Origin of the sequence: Flavobacterium sp. MMLR14_040 (genome assembly GCF_033657265.1) — a bacterium.
GTDB lineage: Bacteria > Bacteroidota > Bacteroidia > Flavobacteriales > Flavobacteriaceae > Flavobacterium.
Genome location: NZ_JAWVWO010000011.1, coordinates 1 through 22,129 on the forward strand (window position 1 = coordinate 1; position 22,129 = coordinate 22,129).

General features: G+C 33.3%; 7 protein-coding genes. 1 reads left to right on the top strand and 6 read right to left on the bottom strand.

Going from position 1 to position 22,129, the window contains the following annotated elements:
- The coding region (locus SD960_RS15095) for an RHS repeat-associated core domain-containing protein (protein WP_318804420.1) at positions 1 to 973 on the top strand (973 nt) is incomplete at its 5' end.
- A 654-nt stretch (positions 974 to 1,627) separates the two neighbouring features.
- Here SD960_RS15095 and SD960_RS15100 read toward each other — a convergent pair.
- The 6 genes from SD960_RS15100 to SD960_RS15125 all read right to left on the bottom strand — a co-directional run bounded on the left by SD960_RS15100 (position 1,628) and on the right by SD960_RS15125 (position 22,107).
- Positions 1,628 to 2,692 (bottom strand): tyrosine-type recombinase/integrase, encoded by a 1,065-nt coding sequence (locus tag SD960_RS15100; protein WP_318804421.1) that lies wholly within the window; start codon positions 2,690 to 2,692, stop codon positions 1,628 to 1,630.
- Between the two features lie 204 nt (positions 2,693 to 2,896).
- Positions 2,897 to 3,232, bottom strand: a complete 336-nt coding sequence (locus SD960_RS15105; protein WP_318804423.1) for a hypothetical protein — start codon at positions 3,230 to 3,232, stop codon at positions 2,897 to 2,899.
- Positions 3,233 to 3,302: 70 nt separating this feature from the next.
- Positions 3,303 to 14,414 carry a thrombospondin type 3 repeat-containing protein gene (locus SD960_RS15110; protein WP_318804425.1) on the bottom strand — a complete coding sequence of 3,704 codons (11,112 nt, stop codon included), beginning with the start codon at positions 14,412 to 14,414 and terminating at the stop codon, positions 3,303 to 3,305.
- Between the two features lie 16 nt (positions 14,415 to 14,430).
- Positions 14,431 to 15,144, bottom strand: coding sequence for a hypothetical protein (locus SD960_RS15115; RefSeq protein ID WP_318804427.1), 714 nt, complete (start codon positions 15,142 to 15,144; stop codon positions 14,431 to 14,433).
- Positions 15,145 to 15,147: 3 nt separating this feature from the next.
- Positions 15,148 to 18,822 (bottom strand): PKD domain-containing protein, encoded by a 3,675-nt coding sequence (locus tag SD960_RS15120; RefSeq protein ID WP_318804429.1) that lies wholly within the window; start codon positions 18,820 to 18,822, stop codon positions 15,148 to 15,150.
- A 66-nt stretch (positions 18,823 to 18,888) separates the two neighbouring features.
- On the bottom strand, positions 18,889 to 22,107 hold the full coding sequence (locus SD960_RS15125) for a PKD domain-containing protein (protein WP_318804431.1): 3,219 nt from the start codon (positions 22,105 to 22,107) through the stop codon (positions 18,889 to 18,891).
- Positions 22,108 to 22,129: the final 22 nt, after the last annotated feature.

The following is a 22,129-nucleotide window of genomic DNA, read 5'->3' on the forward strand; positions in this document are numbered from 1 at the left end:
AGATTACTATCCTTTTGGAATGCTGGTGCCGAATCGTCATAAAGATGCCAAAGAGTATCGTTATGGGTTTAACGGGAAAGGAAATGACAATGAAATTATGGGTGAAGGGAATTTTCAAGATTATGGTATGAGAATGTACAACCCTAGAATTGGAAGATTCTTTAATGTTGATCCATTGACAAAAAAGTACCCTGAATTAACTCCTTATCAGTTTGCCAGTAATACACCTATTCAAGCTATAGATATGGATGGACTTGAGGCATGGGTCGCGATTTGGGCTACTCAATCTAAAGATACAGATGGTGATAAAAGCCCTCAAATTGGACACACTGGGATTGTTTTACAGAATTATGAAAAAATCATTGATAAACAGGGTAAAGTAAGTTATAAGTCGATGGGTACTTATACTTATTATGACCATTGGCCAGGTAAAGGAGCTGATTTAGGAGGTAAAGGTGCTACTCAAAATCAGCCTCCAATTTATCAAGAGCAAGCATTCGTAATTAAATCCGGAGGTAAAATAAGTGAGGAACATAAATCGTTAGAGAATTATATTTCTAATCATGATATTTCTCAACTACCAAGTATTGTAAATGGTATACCAGAGGATAAAGAACGAGGAGAGGGTTATGCACCTGATGGGATAATACGTGTCGACATTACACCCGAGCAGACTTATAATTTACAACAAAATTTAAATAGTCAAGTTAAAGGAAATGTAGAATACAATGGATTGTCTCACAATTGTACAACTTTTGTAGCTATTGCTTTAAATAGTACAGGAGCTATTAGTGTTTCAGAAGAATCAATAAATGATTGGAGAGGATTTATAATAGGGTCGTTTTCTGCTTATACTCCTAATGAAACATACAAGCAACTTTCAACGACTCCAAATGCTACTAAAACAACAGTGATTAAAGATGCAAGCAATAAAACAAAAGAAAGTTATGAAGATGCGATTATTGATAGGTAATATAATGACATTTTTGTTACTAATTTGTTCTTGTAAAAATAATTTAAAAAATGAATTCTCATCAAATAGTAATAATTATAGGTTTATTTCAGTTAGTTACTTAAAAGAAAAAAAAAATGAATTAGGCGGTTATAACGTAATAGAGTACCTTAAAAAAGCTAAACGCATAAAAGGTCCCGTCAAGAGTATTGTTATTAAAAAGATTCGATTTTTTGATATTTTAAAAAAAGATACAATTTTAATAATTGTTTATGGAGATGACCATAAGTTTTTTAAATTTAATAATAATTATTACCTATCTGAAATACCTATTTTACCCATAGGAATATTCTCAGAACCGAAATGGAGAAAAAAAAGGTAATAATTTTAATGTGCATCACTCTCTGCGAAGTATTCTTTAAAATAAGCATTCTTAAAAGTAGCGGATATTGTGCTAATATGCATACTTGCACAAGCGCCCCACTTGTCAACAAAAGAGAAATGACAAAAATAAATAGAATAAAAATAGAAAACCTTGCAGAAATGCGAGGTTTTTTTGAGTTCTAGAATACAAGACAACGGGGTTCCATTTTTTTTTGAAAAATGTTAGACTACCTAAAGAGTTCCTTGAAAAAAACAAGAAAGGGTGTTCTCGATTTTATACTATTTTTCAATTTAATAACTCTCCAATTTACTATGCACTTTTTCAATTTCTTTATCCATATAGGCTTGTGCATAATGAACATATCGATTAAATGAACTACTAGCATTGCTATGTCCACTAATTTTACGAACTAAATGTTCTGGCATTCCTAAAATAAGTAGCGTTGTAATTGCAGTTCTTCGCATCATGTGTGAACTCATTTTATCGCAAAAACGATTTTTTGATGTATCAGTTTTCCTGGTCAATTTTTGGGTTTTCCCTTGTTTTTCACGAGAAACTTCTATCGGCATTGTAAAACCTGCCTGTTCCCCAATTTGCTTTAAACTTTTATTAAAATTGAACAAACTGATGGTTCCAAAAAGTGTGGCTTTATTATTTGTAGTTTTATAACACTGAAAAATAGTAACGGCATAAGCCGAAAGTTTAATAAAACTAAAAGTTTTAGTTTTTTGAGATTTGAGCTTCAAATACCAATCTCCTTCCATTTGTTCGAAGTTTTTATTGGTCAACAAAAAAATGTCTGAATATCGTAATCCGGTAGTACAGCCAAAAACAAAAATATCCTTAATTCGTTTATGACTTGGAATAAGTGTCTGCTCGAATTCTTTATCGTGGATTAAAAACTTAAGCTGTTCGGGAGAAAGAACAAAAATTTCAATTTCTTCTTTTCGAACATAAAATAATCTTTGGAAATCACCAGTAATAATATCTTTATCATTTTTCAGATAATTAAAAAACACTCGAATTACTTTAACATTGGCTCCCACGTAATTATCGTGACAGCCTTTTTTGTATAAAAAATCGGTAAACTTTTGATAAAATTTCTTCCAATAACTTTTCTCAGATGCAAGTTCGCGTTTATCCAGTTTGGATGCATCACAAATACGTAATTCAAATTTGGTATCACTAGAAAACTGAATAAGATTGTTTAATACATAATAGTAATTTTGTATTGAACCTGGTTTTATTTTTTCACCATTTTTTTTGAGTCGCTTTCCGCTTTCTGTTTCTTTTATGAATTGTTTGAATAATGGAATTATTGGACTCGTTTTTTTCATGGTTGTGGTTTTGCTCAAAAATACAATTTTAGATGAAGTTTAGATAAATATAGTTAAAATAGAAAACTACAACTTTTTAGGGTTGTAGTTTTATTGCTTTACAGAAACTAAAACTTTTAATATCTGTATCTTATAGTGCGTCGTTCGAGTTTGAAGTCAGGAAATATTCATACAAATTTCTTATTCAAAAATCGTTAATTCTACTGGCACATAATATCTAATTTAGTAATCCTCAAGAATTTTATAAGCAGATATGTAAACATTGTTAGATTTTAATATCAAATGGAGCTGATTATTCTTTCCTGTTTTTTCAAGTTTAACTTTAAAGTTATTATTATAAATCTTGATTTTCGATTTGATTTTTACATACTCAATCTCTTCGGTTCCATTTTTGTTTGTAATTGTCCATGTTGCTGCTTTATCATCTTCGAAGAAATATGATGCATGAAACCATGCAGAATTATCTTTACAATGAATTCCAAATGTATTGATATATAAATATGGCGTGAAATTTTTATTATTAACAGTTATTTCCTTGATTACCCAAGTACCTCCCAAATAGCATTTAGGATAACTGCAATTTAAAAACATGCAAGACAATAATATAAATAACCCACATCTTGTCAAATTATTTACCAACTCTCGTGTTATCCTGAACTTTAATCGCATCCTTCTGTTCATCATTTAGTTCTGTTTTATTTTCTTCTCTTGAGATTTTAAGAATAAAATTTCCCATTTTTTTATTTTGTCCTTCAACCGTTAAATCATTGTAAATATTAAGTCCAATGTTTTTAATTCTTTCGCTTTCATTTCCATTTCCTCCAAATAAAATCACGTTACTAATATCTGAAATATCCCGCTCATTTATATATTCTTTTGGAATTTTACCGGTTCTAATTGCTAAAGAAATAGATCCCATAACATCATTAAGAAGTAATCCGGATTGTTCATTTACAGCCTGCTCTTCGAAAACATCTGTAAAGATTGCATAATTTTTATAAATTTCGGTAGTTATACCTATTGCTAATCCAAAAGCCGCCGTTCCTCTAATACTTGCAGAAGCACCAGTGGAAGGTAGATCTCCTACTCTTAAATTTCTTCTTTTAGATCGTTGGCTCTCTTCTCCGAATTTATTGTATCCTGAAGGAATTCTTATAGTGTAAGCTTCTTTTGCAGATTTAGCAGTACCACCTTCTGCAACTGATCCAAAATCTATTAATAATCCATCTAATCCTGCACCATCTACATTTTTTGCAACAGGTTCAATTGAAAATTTTCCTATCACTTGAGAATCATAACCAAACACTTGCTCTCCATTTTCTCTAATTGAAACAGTTCCTGAACGATTTACTCTACCAATTTCATTTTGAGTCATATTGCTAAAGTTCTCTATTTTAAGATATACTGCTCCATTTCTCATTTCAACCATTGCGTCTTCCTTATTTAAATATTCTAGTCCTTCAAGTTCTATACCATCCATCACCCTGTTCTCTGCATAAGCAAATGGTGAATTATGAGGGTATTGTTTTGCAAGTGGATCGACACTTAAGAAACGTCCAATCCTCGGATCATGCATTCTGAAAGTATAGTTAAGCGAATTTCCTTCCCCTTTTAGCTCATCATCTTTCTCCTGTCCCTGAAACCCATAACGATACTCTTTGGCATCTTTATGACGATTCGGCACCAGCATTCCAAAAGGATAGTAATCTGAGAACGTAAGAACGTCTGGATTGAAACTATAATTTTGACCACTGTAAGCGAATAATGGACGGTCTGTAATTACAGAAAGTACGTTTCCTAAATGGTTTGATAACTCATAGTTTTTATCTCCAACAAAACGATAAGAAGTTAATGGGTTTGAAGCCACTCCCTCGTTTCCTTCACCTTGGTCTTCTCCTTCGCAATCATCTCCAATTCCGTTTGCATTTGCATCTGTCTGTTCTGGATTGGCTTTTCCTCTACAATTATCACAAACATCACCAACAAGATCTCCATCAGAATCAATTTGATCAAAGTTAGGTGTTTTTATACAATTATCACACACATCTCCGCGACCGTCTCCATCAGTGTCTAATTGATTTCCTACACCTGGGGTTTCTGCTTGTAATGGACCATTAGGTTTTGAAATACAATTATCACAAACATCACCAACACCGTCTTTATCTCCGTCTTCCTGTAAAGGATTAAATATAAACGGACAGTTGTCTTTGGTATTTATAAAACCATCACCATCTGTATCTTCATCTGGATTGCTACAGAAGGTATTTGCAAATTTAACGCCATCATTTGCCAATACCATTGGGATATTTGTATTTGATGTTGTAACGGTCTTAGTTCCTCCTTCGTCAAGCTCAAATGTATTGACCTTAAGATCTTCTGGTTCTTCTCCGTTATTTATACTATAAGTAAAATCACATACCTCTGATTTATGAGCAGGTGAATTAATGTTTTTATCATCTTTTCCTGATCGAAATGGAACGGTTGCCGAACCAAGTGAATTAAATGGAATTATAATTTTTAGATCTTTACTTCCACTGTCCATTCCTTTGTTCTCTTCTCCATTTAAAATATTATAAGATTGAGAAGCAACAGCAGTATAAACGTTTCCATTAAGTATAATCGTTATATCATAATTTGATGTAGCCTGATTTAGCTTGATGTCAGCTTTAAAATCCCATTCTTTTTCGGGTATAGAAATAATAGGCATATCAGGTCTTTCCGATGGTCGCACCTCATAATCTATAGCACTTGCATAACTTCTATAAGAGTAGCGGGTACGTTTTCTAAGTTTTATTCTTACGGTATATTTATTATGGTTACGACGGTATTTTACCAATGAAATTGTTGGTGTGTAGCCATTTCCTTGTTTTTTAATTCCAACTAAGATTGAACTTCTATACGAGATAGAATTGTCTCCGGGAAAACTGCCTTCTGTAGAAGATCCGTGTAATGCAGCTAAATTAAATGCGACTACATCACTGGTATCGTCACCAATTTTAAAATGCGAAACTATCGATACAGCTTCTGTTTTTGGTGTTTTATTGTCAAATAAGTTGATAGAATTTTTCTCGTTTACGGACCACAGGGCAGTCCCTATACTTGACGTAAATCCTAATCCCCATTTTCCGGATATTGTTTCTGCTACTTTTGCAACAATAGCATTTTTTTCTTTTGCTGTTACAAATTTTGAGTTTTTAAGGGCCGAAGAAACATCTGCTGTTATTTCTTTTTCTCCTCTTTCAACACCTAAACGGCTGCTGCCATAAATATCCTGTTCAATAAGGTAGTATTTTGTAATTCCACCATTGTTAACCATTTTGTAAGTACTCAGTACATTGCCCTGAGCATCACGTTGGTAATAAGTTGTATTGGTTGCCGAAGCAGTTTTTACTGTTTTAGCAATTCTGTTTCCTAAACCATCATACTCAAAACTAATAACAACCTGTTTACTCGCGTCTCCTTTACTTTTTGTAACGGATTCTACTTTACCATCAACGCGCCATTTGATTTCGTCTAAATTTTCTTTGGCATCTTTTACTAATTGACCAATTTCGTCATATCCGTAGTTATTAGCATTTTGATTGTCAATATCCAATGAAGTATCATCGTCGTTTAGGGGATCGTTTGAAAATGCTTTATTAGGAACAGCATCATTAACATGTGTCAATTTATTTGTACCAGCTAAATAATTATAAGTTAGCTTGTCCATTTGAGTTGTGTTTAATGCCCCATTTGCTAATGGTGCCCAACTGTTAAGATATGTAATGTTACCGTTTCTGTCGTATTTGTAATCGCTCTTAAATCCGTCTACAGGAGTATTAGACAAGCCTCCGGCAGCAAACGAAATCGCTTTAGAGTCCATGCTCTTAATACGATTCAGCTGATCGTATTTGTAATAGTTAAACTGCGTAGGAATTGGAATTGGCTGCTGATCTGTACCTAATTCTGTACCCAATAACGATGTTACCATCTCTTTGATGTTACCGTTGTATAGGTTAGAATCTTTCTGAAGATTGTTAGTTCCTTGGCTGAAACTAAACACTTTATTGTCTACAGCATTACTATTATCGGCAATATTAAACCTTGATTTATAATCTCCGGTGTAATAGTTTAATGCAAAACCAAAAGCATCTTTGGCAACAACCAATCCGTCTTTACCGGCATCGTATTGAGAACCCAGTCTTTCTGAGTTAACTCCTTTTAACCAGCCTTGTAACGTATAGATATAATCTAATCCCTGAACGTTTTTGTCTCCAATTTCTACACGTGCCAACGGACCATGTTCGTAGTAAAGGTAATTGGCTTCTTTTTCCCAGATTACATTGTCTTTACTGGTGTAAACTTGTTTGATTCTGTTATCAGCATCGTACTCATAACGGTGAATAAATTTATCCTGAGTACTGTTAGGTTGATACGTTACCTGATTTACGTTTCCACTAATTAAATCATAATCATAAACCACTTTTTTGCGGTCTAACTTCATTTCAGTTAGTTTGCTATTATTATTTGTATGATGAATTAATTCTTTTACGTTTCCGTGAACATCATAATCATATAATATAGCATTATTGTATTTATCGTATGCTTTAACCTGTGTTACTTCTGACAATAATTGATCATAATACATAACAGCGGTAACTCTTTTGTGATTGTTATCTGCCGCATAAGAGGTAAACCAATCTGTTGAATTCTCTACCGGAATATCGTATAATGTTTTAGTCACCTGATCAAAATGTGATCCCTGGCTGTAAGGGAATTTATCTCCTTCAGCATCAACAGGAACTAAATCATTAGACGTAGAAGCTCCAAAAACTAATCTTCCATTTTCATTGATGTTTATGGTGACACCAGATTTTACTTCAAATTGTCCTGCTTCTGTAATTCGGCCAAGTCCATCATATCTTGTATAACTGAATAACGGTGTGCTTTTTGACTGGTTTGCATTTTGCGAAGCTACAATTCTTCCTAAAGGATCGTACGCAAATTTAGTTTCACCACCATCGGGTGTTTTTTGCCACACCAATTGGTTTAGCGAATTGTAACGGTATTGCGTCTGCATTTTATGACCCGGAGCAACAGCTACACCATTTACAGCTGTAGTATCTATTTTTTCCGGATTATTTTCTCTAACATCTTTTATTGCTGCATCAGAGTTAGGTTTCAATCTGTCAACTCCTTCTGGTGGAACGGTCTGAATTAAATTTCCAGCCTGATCATAATAGTATAATGTATATTGATATTCTTTGTCGAAAGAAGTCTGAGTTAAGGTTTCTGTTAATCCCTCAAAAGCAGCTTTAAGATAGTTTTGTCTAAACTCTTCTTTTTTAGTTGCATAAAAAGTATTTTCAATTTCTTGTTTGTTTGCCGCTTTTACAGTGCTGGCATATATTTCACAAGGTGTTTTAGTCCCTGGTTCAACAGGGATTACTGTACTAAATGTAGGAACCATTATAGCTGGCGGACAAATTTTGTTATCAATAACGTATTTATCTGCAAATTGATACCAAAGTAACGCTACTTCGGTAGGGTTTGCTTTTTGTCCCTGAATATAAGTATAGTATTCATTTACAACAGAACTTGTTACAGTATTCCCGTATCTTAATTTAGTTGATCCAAATTCACTAATTGTTAAAAATAATGGATTCTTAATACTTGTTATTTCAAGTTTTGCTAAATATTGTAAATAATCTGTACTGATGTAACCAAAATTAGCTTCACAGAAATAAGTAGCATTTGTGTCCATGTTCTCAGGGATTTTGTAATCCGGAACAAGACCATTTATCATTTGTCTGAAAGTTAACCATTTTGTACCGCAAACAACTGGAGCCACTGCACTAGGAATACATAGGTCTGAACAGCTAAAAGTTGAAGTTTCTGCTTCTATAGAGGTAACAACGCTGGTTTTGGCTGATTTAGCAGACAAAGCCATTTTATTTTCGGCTATGATTTGTCCGTCCTGAGAAACAGAAACATATAAATCGTCACCACTGTTAATTGATTGTTTGCTTGTTGTTTTAGGCGGATAAACTTCTGACATAAACGGACAGAAAGGTACAGCAGGAGCTTTGGCTTCTGAACTTGTAATTTTTGTAAACGTATAGTGAGAAATTTTACTACCATTTTGTGTTACTGTGCGCCCTTGACTATCAACGAAGTTGATTTTGAATGTTAAGTCACTTGTAACATCAATATAGTTAATGCGTCTTGCATTTTTGATATTAATATCATAGAAATTGATGAAATTCCTGTTATAAACAGATCCAGAATTTTCGTCAAAGTTGATGCTTACTAAATTGTTTTCTGCAACAATAGAGTATTTGTCTATTACAACTGCTTTGAAATTATTTTCAGTATATCTGGTTCTTGCTTTTTGGAAATGAGATACTAACTTAGAATCTCTGACAAAAGTACTTATCGGACTGTAGCCAGATACAGATCCTGATTTGTAGAAATCACCATCTGCATTAACTTCATGGTTTCTTGAAATTAAGAAATCGTTCAATATGTTTTTTACATTGTTTTCATAAGTAAGTTCATCATTTGCCACTACAGAACAAGATGTAATAGGAGTGTAGTTGCTACTACAAGGTTTTTGATCCGGGTTTGGTGTATTTGGACAATTGTCGCACTTGTCAAAAAATCCATCACCATCAGTGTCAATTGTACCACAGATTACGCCAGGGCCACTGCATGTATCTCCTACACCATCACCATTTAAATCCCATTCTCCACAAATAGAACAACATGTAAAATAAAGCGGTGCGTTTGTATTTCCTGAGGTAATTTTTGCAGATATCTGTCTGGTAGAAAATAATAACCTTCTTGTTGTTACTCTTACAAGATTATAATTTCCTTGCAGATTTCCAATTACGATATTAGAAATACGGTCAGATCCTAAAGTATAACTTCCAAGATTTAAGTTGACACGTTTTTCATCATTTACAGAAATTGAAACACCCTCTGCGGTATTTTTCCATTTTACGACATCATTTTGTTTAATACCTAAATAAGTATAAAGATATCCATCTGTAAATACAGGATTTACCGTAATATCTAAATCAGCATTTCTAAGCGTTCCGGCAGATTGCAGATTAAGTACTAATTTTCTAAATGATTCATCAAATCTTTCTTTTTTATCACAAGGAGCTTCTGTTAAATAACCACATTCGCCTACTCTTGCTTTTGTTGTTCCTTCAATAAGTACTTCTTCCGGAGCAGTACAATTTGACCCTGATGCAGTTTTTCTTTTTACAATTCCTAAAATCTGAAATTGATAAGTTTGGTTTTCTCTGTCATAAGATCCCGGTATGTAATAAAAGTTTTTGAAACCAACAATATCTTCCCAATTTGGTGCAGCCGGACTGTTACCACATGCATCCTGATAAGAATTATTATTTACAAAATTTAACACAATAGGTGTAGCAATATTATCATTACCCAAATAAGTAAAACCAATATTTAAGACTCCTAAAGCACCTTTAGAAGCTTTAATTCTTGGAGTCTCTGAAGCTGTTGCTAAATTAAATGTTGGATTAACCTGTGCATTAAATAAATTTTTAGTCAGATATGGCATACTAGTGGTCTTGAAGCCATTAATTAATAAACCATCTGGCTGTATTGTTTTATCAACCAATCCTTTTAGGAAATATTCCATTTCAAAAGCCATCGGACATTTTCCGGTTTCCATATACATGCCGGATTCTGCACTGTTTTGTTTATCAGCAATAGCCTGAGCATCTTCAAGAGAGGAATCAAATCCGTAATCAGCTGGTATAAAACGTTTTTCTTTCTTTACAAATAAAGATGAAGTTTCTTCAGAACAAGCCCATTCAATTCCTTTACTTCCTGCTGGTATAGCCGGATTGTCAGGAATAGTATCTATTGCCTCTGTAACCCATTGATAATTAGTTTTATTATCAACATATTTAATTGCATCATATTTTTTGAATAAAGTGACAAAAGTGTCAGTGCTCTCTACATTACCAATACAATCATTATAGTTGTTTTTTGTAGCGGCGTAAACATGAGAGAAGACCGTTCTTGTTTTCTGTTTAAACGAAATATAATTGGTTTTGAAATTTGTCCAGATTCTTTGTTTTAAAATTGGATCCTGCATTTTATCAATATTATCCAATAAGGCTGCTGTAGACAGATTTATAAAATCTTCATATACTGATTCAGGTGCAATTCCGTTATTGTAAATAGCAAAATAATAAGAAGTTTGAAGCATATTCAATCTTTTGCCATTTGCCATCTTAATGCCTTCAAAATTGATAGTTGTTGCTTCTCTCATTAAATCTTTTCGAATTCTGAAATCGGTGTCAGATTCCAGATTATTCTTAGAAGTATAATAAGGATCGCTGTCTGCATCCTGAGCGCCAATGATTAATAATTTTGTAATTAAACCGTTTGGTGCAAATATTTTATTTTCTGTGTCTTTGATCGCTCCGGTTTCACCGTCAGCGTACTCAATTTCTCTTATTTTTTCATCAAAACCATCAGAGTTGTCTCCAACCGTGTTTAATTTTTCGCATATTGCTGAATTGTAAACATAATATTGATATTCCGGGTGATATGGTAACAAAGCATTTGCCCAATTTGGTTTCCATAACGGAACAAAATCAGCTATATATTTTATATATTTAGGCTCTACCAAAAATACACTTGGATCATCACTATCCGGATCATCATCATTTTCCGGAGTTAAAACTACTGTGTCAACCAAAGCAGGTTTGTATTGGCCTTCTCCGGTTAGTTGTACTCTAATTTTAGCTATTGATCCGTCTTCGTTTTTATAAGATCCTCCAAAAGGTTTTCTCCAGTTGTAGTTAGAAACTTTTATTTCTACAACTTCAGTAGTATCCGGAACAGTATCCATAACGGTTGTATAACCACCGTATAAAAGTTGGTTTTGGTCGTTAAAAACACTTAACGGATCAGTTATTTTGCTTGATTTAGGATCGATGATTTCTTCATCTTCAGATTCTAATCCTTCAACAGAACCATATTGACCATGTGGGCTAACATCACCCAATAGGTTTTCTAAATTAAGATTACAAACATTAATAGGCTGTTTGCACAGTTCGCGACATCCGGTTAATAAATTTCTAAACTCAAGTTTGTAAGAAGTTACTTTTGGAAGAATAACCTTTTGATCAATTACTTTTTGATCAGTATCAGTTCCGGTAAATTGTGATCCGCTGTAAGCGAATGTATTTGTTGTGAAATTCGCATTTAGATTTTTAATCACATATTGCTTTTCTGCAGCCAAAACCTGAGTTTCTCTATCGGCAACCTTACCAAGATCGGCAGGATCGGCAGAAAGTTTTAGTTTAAAAGCTGCACATTCCTCCGGACTAAGATTATCACATATTAATGATTCTTCACAGCTTTTACAAGTTACATTACAATCTTCTTCTGTAATATCAGGTTCTAAGCCGGCATAGTCAGGCAAACATTTTTGGTCTAACTTTAATTGTGCAATATAATCATCAGTATATTTGTTTAAGACATCATAGTCTACACGAAGATCTTTGCTTAAAGGATAAGTTCCTACTTTTAGAGCTTTACCTGCGTCTAATGCTGTATAGTCTCTTTTGAAACTTAAAGAAGCAGGAGTAGAAGAGGTTACACTGAACTTGCCAATTTTTAATGACAAAGAATCTGAAGGGATAAGCAATTCGTTTGCACAGTCATTTTTTAAAGCTATTGACCAGTCGTAAACAAATGGATATTGTTTTGCGCTAAGACAAACATCTGTAAAGGAACCAGCTGTTTTCGTTAATGTATAAGCAAATTTAATTTCTCCTTCTTTTACTACAGAAACTGGAGTATTCAATCGAATACCATCTTCTACAACACCATTATTACCAGAAGCATATTTATCATTATTTGATAATAAGTTGGTTGTTGTTTTAAGGTGAAGAGTATCGTCTTTTTCATCATCCAAAGAAACAAGAGTTGAATTACCTTGTGCATCTTTAAGATTGTCTCCAACAAGTGCCGTCGCCACTGTTCTTCCCTGAGGATCAAGATAGCTTACGCTGACTTGTTTATTTGGGTCGATAACAATATTCTTTTTATAACGTGAAAAATCTCCCACTTTATAACCAAAAAGACGATTTAGTTCTTCTTGTTTTGGCTGCCCGTAAAAATATTGCATTTCATGGCCGGTACCAATTTGGTGGTCTTTTCCAACACCACCTTTTCTTTTGATCCTTCCGGTATTATCAGGAGTATATTCTACCTGAGAAAAAGGATATCCTCCTGCATTAGGAACTAAATCTTTATAGTTTTTGTAAGTAGCATTGTTTTCTGAATAATATTTACCGGCACCATTATCATTAGACATAATTGCAACAGGGATCGGAGTACAGTCTGTAACTGACGGATTATCCCAATCAAAATCATTATGAGTATAGATTGAATTGCTGGCATTTTTATTTAAAGCATCGTAAAAATGAATTCCCGATGAATTTACAGGAGCTGGTAAAACTTCAATAGCAGGTCTTCCCTGAGTATCATAAATGACCTCACCAACAATTGCTTTTCCTTGTGTGGTTATTTTTTGTGATCCTGAGATTTCTTCTCCGGCAGTATTTGTTTTTGTTACCGTTTGACGATTACGCAAACTACCGTCAAAATAACTTACAACTTCTTTCTTTTTTCCGTCTTCGGCAAAAGAAGCCTGATATTGCCAGTTCTTTTTCCCTTTTTCGTGTGCCTGATCTATTTCGACCATTTGAGGCCACTGACTTACTTTAGTAAATGTATCTGTTAAACCACTTGACCAAAGGCCATAATAGTTTTTAGAAATATTGTCAAGAAAACGCCCTACAGGTCTTACACGATAAACTAAATAACCTTTAGAATACACAAGTGGAATTCTATAACTAACTTCTTTTGTTTGAATTCGGGTACTATTACGTTTAAAATCCTGTTCTGTTAAAGCAATTTCTTCCGGAGTTAATTTATTGTTTTCTTTACCATAGTTATCAATCCATGTCCATTCTAGTTCATATTCAACGGCTGGAGCATTAGCATCTTTTGTCCAGTTAATGATTAATTCTTCGGCACCGCTACTAACAGTTTCTTCTGTTAATCCATTGTATTTTATAAGACTATGAGACATCGGAAATACCGATGTATTTTCAGTCGCACTAAAATGCAAATTGTAGTAACGATCCGTTTTAAATTTTAACTCCAGATATGCGGGAGAGTTAGGTATTGTTAAAACCTGATTATCTACATCTGTAGAAGTATATTTGATAGATTGAACTGTTACTTCAGCTTTATGAACTCCAGGTAATTGATACACAGCATAATCATTAAACGATTTTCCTTTCGTTACATTATCATGTTTTATTTTTAATGTAATCTTGAAAGGATTTGGATATGTTACGACTTTATTAGCATTGTCTACATAAGTCATAATTTGATTACCGGCCTTATCAATAGGCTTAATTAGTAATTCAATTTCGCTATAATATACAGCGGCATAAGCTGCCAGATCTGCCAGATTATCGTTAAAACCAAAGTGAATAGATACTACAGGTTTAACTGAAGTAAAAACATTTTTCTGGCCTAAACTTGCAAATTTAGAGTCCTCAACTGTTAATATTGGCTGTTTGTTTAGGTCATCTCCTTGTTTTCTGCCGCCCAAAGTCTCCTCTTGCTGACTAAATGCAAACAATGAAAACAGTGTAAATATAAATGCTATTAGATGCTTGTTGATATACATATATCTATTTTTTATTTTATTTATTGGAAATAACTCTTTGATCGTTAAGCTCGTAATTTTTTAATCTTTCTACTAAAAAAATTTGCTTTTTAGCCGATGTTGTAAAGTAGGTTTTGGTATTAAAAACCGAAGCGTTAACCGGATTTCTGTTAAAATTTGTATTGATTATTTCTAGCCTTGGATAATGTGGATCGGGACTTCGATAATCTTTAGAAAAATTGACCGCCGTACTGTAATAAAAAGTCTGCTTTTGCAAGAAATAACTTTTTGTAACCTGAACCACAATTTTCGAATAAGGAAGGCTAGAGTAGGGCTTTGCCACCATAGTTATTTCCCAATATGACTTATAGTCAACAAATTTTTCAATTTTACAGACATCAAGGAGCGGTTTCATATCAAAATCTCCTGCATAATTAGGAACCGGATTTGAAATCTCAATTGCTTTCTCGGCGTTACTTATTTTAAGAAATACTGTTTTTGAATTCAGCATTTCAGTATCTCCAATTTTGGTGTAAATCTCATTATTGGCATTTTTATAATAAATACCTTTGTAAGTTTCTTCTACTTTTTTGGCATCAAAATCTTTATATAAAGAATAAGTTGATTTGTATTGCAAAGGTTTAGCTTCACTATATTGTTTGGCTAATTTTTGAAAAACCTGACTTACGGTCTGTGTATGTGCTAAACAACTACTGAATAAAACCCATACGTATAGTAATTTTTTAAACATACTTTAAGGATTTGTTGTTGTTGCATTGATTACACTTCCCGAACGTGTTTCCTGAATGGTTTTAACTCCTTTGGCAGTTTCTTTCTTAACACGAACCAAACCTCCTTCATTATCATATTCATAGAAAGTACTGTAGTTGTTTTCATCCAGTTCAGACATTAATTTGAATGTTTCAGGATCATAAACAAATGATTTTACACTTCCCTGAAGCGGATGAATTCTGATATCATCAAAATAAACCGGAATACTTGGGCTTAAGTTTTCTAACTCAATACCTATTGTGATTGTATTACCTGGAATTTTAAATTTTTGAACCACTCGCTGCCATCCGTCAATAATATCTCCACTTGCTTTTATAGATAAAGAATCAATTTTTTGTGCATCTATGTCAAGTGCCTCTTTGTCATTATAAAATACTAATTGGATTACTGGGTTAGTATAGGTTTTAACTTGGTCCACTGATTCTTCTTTGACCCATGCACTCAGGATATATTCTTTTCCAGGTTCTGGTTTGAAAGAAAAACAGTCATCACAAAAATCTTTTATTGCTGGAGTTCCGCAGGCAAAGTTTCCTGTGACAACTTTATCAGCAAAATATGTTTCATCTGAAGCCAATAAATCAAAATTTGAATGTCCGAAATAAGTACCTACATTAAATTGATTGATATCAGATACAGGGAATTGAGTTGCCGAAAGACCTAGTAAATACTGTAAAGATTTAGTAAGTAACGGCGTTGTTTTAGCTGTTAGACTATTATTTGATCCCAATGATGGATTATAATTAGGATCTAAATCTCTCGATAATTTACTAGTATATGAATCTCTGTCAACATAATTTCCGTTTTCGATTCCTACTACATATAAGTGAGGAAGTTTAGGAACAGAAATCGTTTTATTGTTATTATCAAATTTTGTAAAAGTCTCTTTTAATCCCTGAACGTTTGCAGTTTGCGAACCGTCAGTAATCATTAAAACAAAGGTTGGTTTCATAGTGTAAGCTAAAGCTCCGTCCAAACCACTTTTCCAGTAGTCAGAAGCCTGGCTAATTCCTGTATCACCATATCTTTTTCCTAATTTATCGATCCATGCATTAAATATTCCTACATTGCCCGCTGTCATTTTAGTTGGCGCAATAAAATCAGTTCTTGTATTGGCATCGCTATCGGACATTCCCGTAATTGAAACGTGAATGTTAGAACCTATATCATCATTTGTAAAGGCTTGTTTTGCAACAAATAATTTCAATTGTTTTTTAATTTTATTAATTTCAGTAAAATCAAGAGAACCAGATTCATCTACAACAAGAGCGATATGAGATACACACGATAATTCTTTAGGACAAAAATCGATATTACGAACATGTCCGTCTGAATTATTAGTAGCTCCGCTGTTATAACTAGTGGCAACAATAGTTGATGTTAACGCATCTTTATATTTGTCTAAATTAATAGCAGTAACTGATCCTGAAGCCGATTTAGGAATATAAACTTCATTTTCGGCAGCAGTTGGTGAGAATGAGAAACTAACCGCTTCAGTTGTATTTGTGAAATTATAGATTGTTGCCTTTTTATCTGGTGTATAAGGAGCAACGGCAGCAATCTCTTTATGTGCGTATACGTTTACATTTGTTCCGGTTGGAGTACTTGCCAACTTAGTAATTAAATTGATAAACAAACTGTGTATTTCCGGAGAAAGAGGATTGTCCTTTGTACAAGAAATATAAGGTGTACATTGATCAACAATGACATTTTTACTAAACAACGTTTTACAGCTTGTTGCACTGCTTGCTACCAATTCGATAATATATTCACCGGCAACTTGCGGTGTAAAAGTATATAGCCCGGTAGCATTTGTTTCTCTGTGCACAATATTTCCAAGAGAGTCTGTACTTGTCCAGTTGTATGTTAAATTAGTTTCTGTAGTATTAAAAGCAAAGTCGATAGGTTCTTTGTCACAATATCTTTCTTCAACTTTAACAGGTTTTGTAAATATAGTAGAGCATCCGTTTCTATCTGTAGCCACAAGTTTTACTTCGTAATCTCCTGCTTCTGTAAAAGTATGTGTATAGGAGTTTAATGTGTTTGATGTTGCGGTTCCGTTTGCAGGAGTTACAGACCATTCGTAAGTTAAACCAGTTGCCGTAGATTCGAACGCGAAACTGCTTTCTGCATTGGTGTGGAATTTATCTGTGCTGGATGTTATTGTTCCTTCGGTTGGAGTGCAATTAGATACTTTTAATATTATTGGTTCTCTTTCTAATACTAGTGGAGACATATCTGGATTAGCAGCATGATAAGACCTACAAAAATATGTAGCAGCATTTGTTGCATCTAGATTTGATATTGTGTAAGTAAGACCAGTTGCCCCATTAATTTCAACTCCATTTTTAAACCATTTATACGTGTCATTTTGAAGATAACGTTCATCGCCATCCGGATACATTTTGAATGTTACAGATTGTCCGATACCCTTGGTGATGGTCTCTGGTTGATTGATTTTAAATTGTGGTGAGTAATTAAATTGAGTAGTTATGTTTGTTTTATAGATTTGAAATTGATTACTAAAATCAATAAAACGGAATTTATTGGTATTAATAATAAAACTTTTTAATAAAGTTAAATTTGTAAAATCAGGTATGTTCCCTTCTAAAAGATTTTCACTTAGCCACAATGTTCTAAGATTTGGATAATTTTTAATAAAAGTAGGAATTGAGCCTGTAATTTTATTGTTTGTTAAAAGAAGTTGCTCTAAGTTTAAATTAGTAAAACCTGACGGAATAAATGTAATGTTATTGTAAGGGAAGCCTATGGTTTTTAGAGTTGGTATATTGCTTAATGCAGAAATATCAGAAATTTTATTTTGAGAAATAGTGATTGTGTTAAGAAATGACAAATTTTGTAATTCAGTTGGCAATGAACCCGAATAATTATTTTGGCCTAAATTTAAATATTTCAAACCAGTAAGATGATTTGCAATAAATTTTAAATCTGTCATATTACTTAAACCTGAACCAGTTAAACTTAGGTCTTGTAAATTTGTAAAGTTTTGAAAACCAGTAGGGATAGTTGTGTCTGAAAAATTACTATAACCAAGCCAAAGCGTATTTAGAGTTGTTAAAGTGCTAAATGCTTCCATACTTCCGTTAAGGGGATTGTCACTCAAAAAGAGTCCATATAACGCCGTTAAGGCACTTAAATCCGGAAACGGATTAGTACCGTTATTTAAATTGTTACTTTGTAAATTTATACTAGTTACATGACCATTATAGACGTTAATACCACGCCAACTATTTGTTACAGGTGTAGAAAAATCCCAACCAGTTTTATTTTTCCAGTGATCACCATCCGTACTGTCATATAGCAATTTTAAAGCGTCTTTTTCGCTTTGAGGTATTTCTGCCGTAGCTTTATTACTTTGTCCAGATTTAGTTTGTTGAAAATAGATATCTTCTGTTTTTTTTGCTTCTAAATATCGATTTAATTGTAAGTCACGCAGAATAGAAATTTCCCGAACTATATCTTGATCTTTAACACCATACTTTTTCAAAGAGACAGTTGTTCTGTCTGCATTAAAACCTATAGTTGCATCACTTAAGTCCTGAGCAAAAGAAGACAATGAACAAAACACCATGCAAAGAGTGGTTATCCAGTATTTTTTTATTTTAAGATTGTTTACCATAATCTAATTATCTTTTTTTATAACTACTTGTTTGTTAAAACAATTAGTGTGTTTTATCTAAGTGCGTTATATTCTTGAACTAGTACTTGTTGTTGTCGTTTTACTTGTTTCTACAGGCGGGGGACTGGTCGAATTACAGGCCTGTTGTATAGCGCTTATAATTCTTTTACCCGGAAACACCGTTGTTGCATCTGTAACCAGTGTTTTTATTTGGCCTGAACAATCCAGGTAAGTTACTTTATAACATAACTCAGTATTTTGGCTTGCAACATGAAGTTCCTGACAATTAGAGCAAACATCAACACCATTTGTATTTACAATACTCGAAGCAATAATTTCTTTACATCCGTTGGTTATTGCACCTATTAAAGTTCGTTTTAGTACGCCAGAAGCATCTTTATAATCTACCCACGCATTAACTTCCGGTTGTTGTGTAGCGTTGCTTAACCAAATTCCTTCGTATTGATATGTTTTGGTTGGCAATACTGTAGAAACCGGTTTTGTAACATTTGCATTTCTTTTTACAATTGTGATTGTTCCAACTAGTGGTGTACATTCTTGAGAAGGACAGAAATCTATATTTCTTACATATCCATTATCATCATAAGAACCGTTGCTATAATGAGTTTCAACAATAGTTTTATATGGATGACCTTCAAATTTATCAAGGTCAATTCCTGTAATTGTTCCCAAATTAGATTTAGGTAAATAAACGTCGTTTCCAATAGCATCTTCTGTAAACGAAAAGCTTATTGAAGAAGTGTCATTAGTAAAGTTGAATATTTTAGCTCTTGGACTATAAGTGTAAGGTATTAAAGCGGCAATCTCATTTTTTGCATAAACGTTTGCATCAACACCATTTGGTGCACTTGATAATTTGTTGACTAAATCAATAAATAAGCGGTGTATTTTTGGTGTAAGCGGATTGTTTTGAGTACAAGAAACGACTACAACCGGTGTACAATTTTCTATAAAGATTGTTTTCTTAAAAATAGTTTCACATTTTTCTTCGGCATTTGCAGTTAATTTTACTTCGTAAGTTCCCGCAATATTTGTTGTAAAGCTATAAACACCAGTTGTGTTTGTAACAGTATCAACAATATTACCACTTATGTCAGTAGTTGTCCATGTATAATTTACATTGGCAACCTCTGTTTCAAATACAAAAGTGTTTGTTTCACTTGCACATCGTTTATTGTCAACAATTACTTTTTTAGTAAAGTTTGTAGTGCAGCCTATTTCGTTTTTAGCGACTAGTTTAATAAAATAAACACCTTCATTTGCAAAAGTATAAGCAAATGGAGTTGTAATATCGGCATTACTGGTGCTTATTGCTTGTTCTGCTTCTGATGTTATGGTCCAGGAATACGTTAAATTAGGAACTGTAGTTTCAAACGAAAACGAATTTCCCTGATTAGGATATATATAAGTGTTAGCTGATTTTATAATACCAACTATTTCCGGTGTACAATTGCTTCCTTCACCCGGACAGAAGATTATATTTCTTACTTCAGATTCTTTGGTACATTCATAGGGTTCTAAAACAACTTTGCCTGTCTTAGCCTTTTTTCCACCATTTATAACTTGGCAAGAAACAAAAAAATCATCTGCAGCTATATATTGACTAACATTAGTGAAAATAGCAGATGAAACGCTATAATCCAGATCTTCTGGTGTATTATATTCAGGGTTGTAATATATTCCGTAGAAGCTATAAATATGAACATCATATGCTCTATCCGGGGAGAATGAAAAATTAATTCCATTTACTCTTTGATCTTCACCAAAACCTTCTTTTAGACTTACAAAATTATATATTCTATCTCCAATACTATTTTTAATATAAGGTTTAAGTGCCATAAATTCAGGCATAGCAATAGTAGAATTAATTTGTTCGTCAGTTTCTCCGAGAACAACTCTTTGAATCAATTTTTTCACAAAACTTAAATAAAGACTTTGCACTTCTAATGATTTTTCATTGTTAACAGTACAACCGTTTTCAATTAGAGAATTCATAATTTTTCTGGTGCTTGTTACGCAGCCTGTTGCTTTACTTGTTGCTCCTAATGTTACCTTATAATATCCCGGAATTGTGGTTGTTACTGGAAACGTAGTATTAGATCCAGAGCCTATTTCTACATCATTAGGGTTGTATAGTTTCCAGCTGTAAGTAAAATCATCTGGCGGAAAACCATTCCATAAAAATGATTCTAAAGTAATTGTTTGTCCAATTTTAATATCTGTTACTCTGCCTGTAGTATATTCATCGGGAGCACTTATGGCTACAGCATACTCATCATTATTGTACATACAAAATTCTACAGCTTCTACATCTCTTTTATATATAGTTGTACAGCCAGTTGGATCTGTAATTTCAAGATTAATGACATATTGACCTTCAGCTGAAGGGTTAATTGTAAAATCGGTTTGTGTGCTTGTTGCTACGCTTTGTCCATTTAAATTAAGCAAATCCCATTTGTAGATAAAATTGGTTGGGCTAAAACCATAAGGAGAAAAAGTAATTATAGATTCGTGATTCATTGGCACCTGTTCTCTGTTTTGAGGGGTATATATTGCTCCACCTCGAGCATCTTGAGGAATAATGCAAACATTAGGATCTCGTACCGTAAAATTTTGTTCAAATTCAGTGCAGCCAATTGCATCAGTAAGTTTTAAGGTTACTTTGTAAGTACCAAATGATGTTGCCGTAATAGGAAAATTCAAAGTGTTTTTTGTATCTAGTAAGACACCATTTGGATCAAATAATTTCCATTCATATACTAAATTTCCATTAGTAGCATTAGTCCATTTTCTGAAAGTAATATTTGCTAAAGTATTAAGCCTAATCCCGCTATAATCTCCATAAATAGCATAAGGCGAATAAATAGTTCCGTATCGTAAATCGTTAGATTCACATACCATTTCGGCTGTAGCCATTAATTTGGTAGTGTTTGTATTTGGGGCTGTACTAGATTTTGAAGTCAGCTTCGCCTTATTTTCTTTGATTACAGCATCTTGTCTATTTGTCATCGACATATAATCTGCGATTTTATTCTTGCGAAGTTTAGCCAGCTCTTTAGCCAGATTTTTATCTTTAAATCCTAGTTTTTTTAAAGAATCCGTTTCTTTAGATCTATTAAAGCCGATAGTAGTATCAACAAGACCCTGAGAGAAACTCGCCAAAGAGAAAAGTACCGTGCAAAGAGTGGCGATCCAATATTTTTTTATTCTAAAATCGTTTACCATAATCTTGTTATCTATTGTTTTTTTGATAGTTTTTATCAAAACAATTGTTTAGTCTTGTCTT

Coding starts and splice junctions, on each gene's coding strand:
- SD960_RS15110 (WP_318804425.1), bottom strand. CDS start 14,414: ATGTATATCAACAAGCATCTAATAGCATTTATATTTACACTGTTTTCA.
- SD960_RS15120 (WP_318804429.1), bottom strand. CDS start 18,822: ATGGTAAACAATCTTAAAATAAAAAAATACTGGATAACCACTCTTTGC.
- SD960_RS15115 (WP_318804427.1), bottom strand. CDS start 15,144: ATGTTTAAAAAATTACTATACGTATGGGTTTTATTCAGTAGTTGTTTA.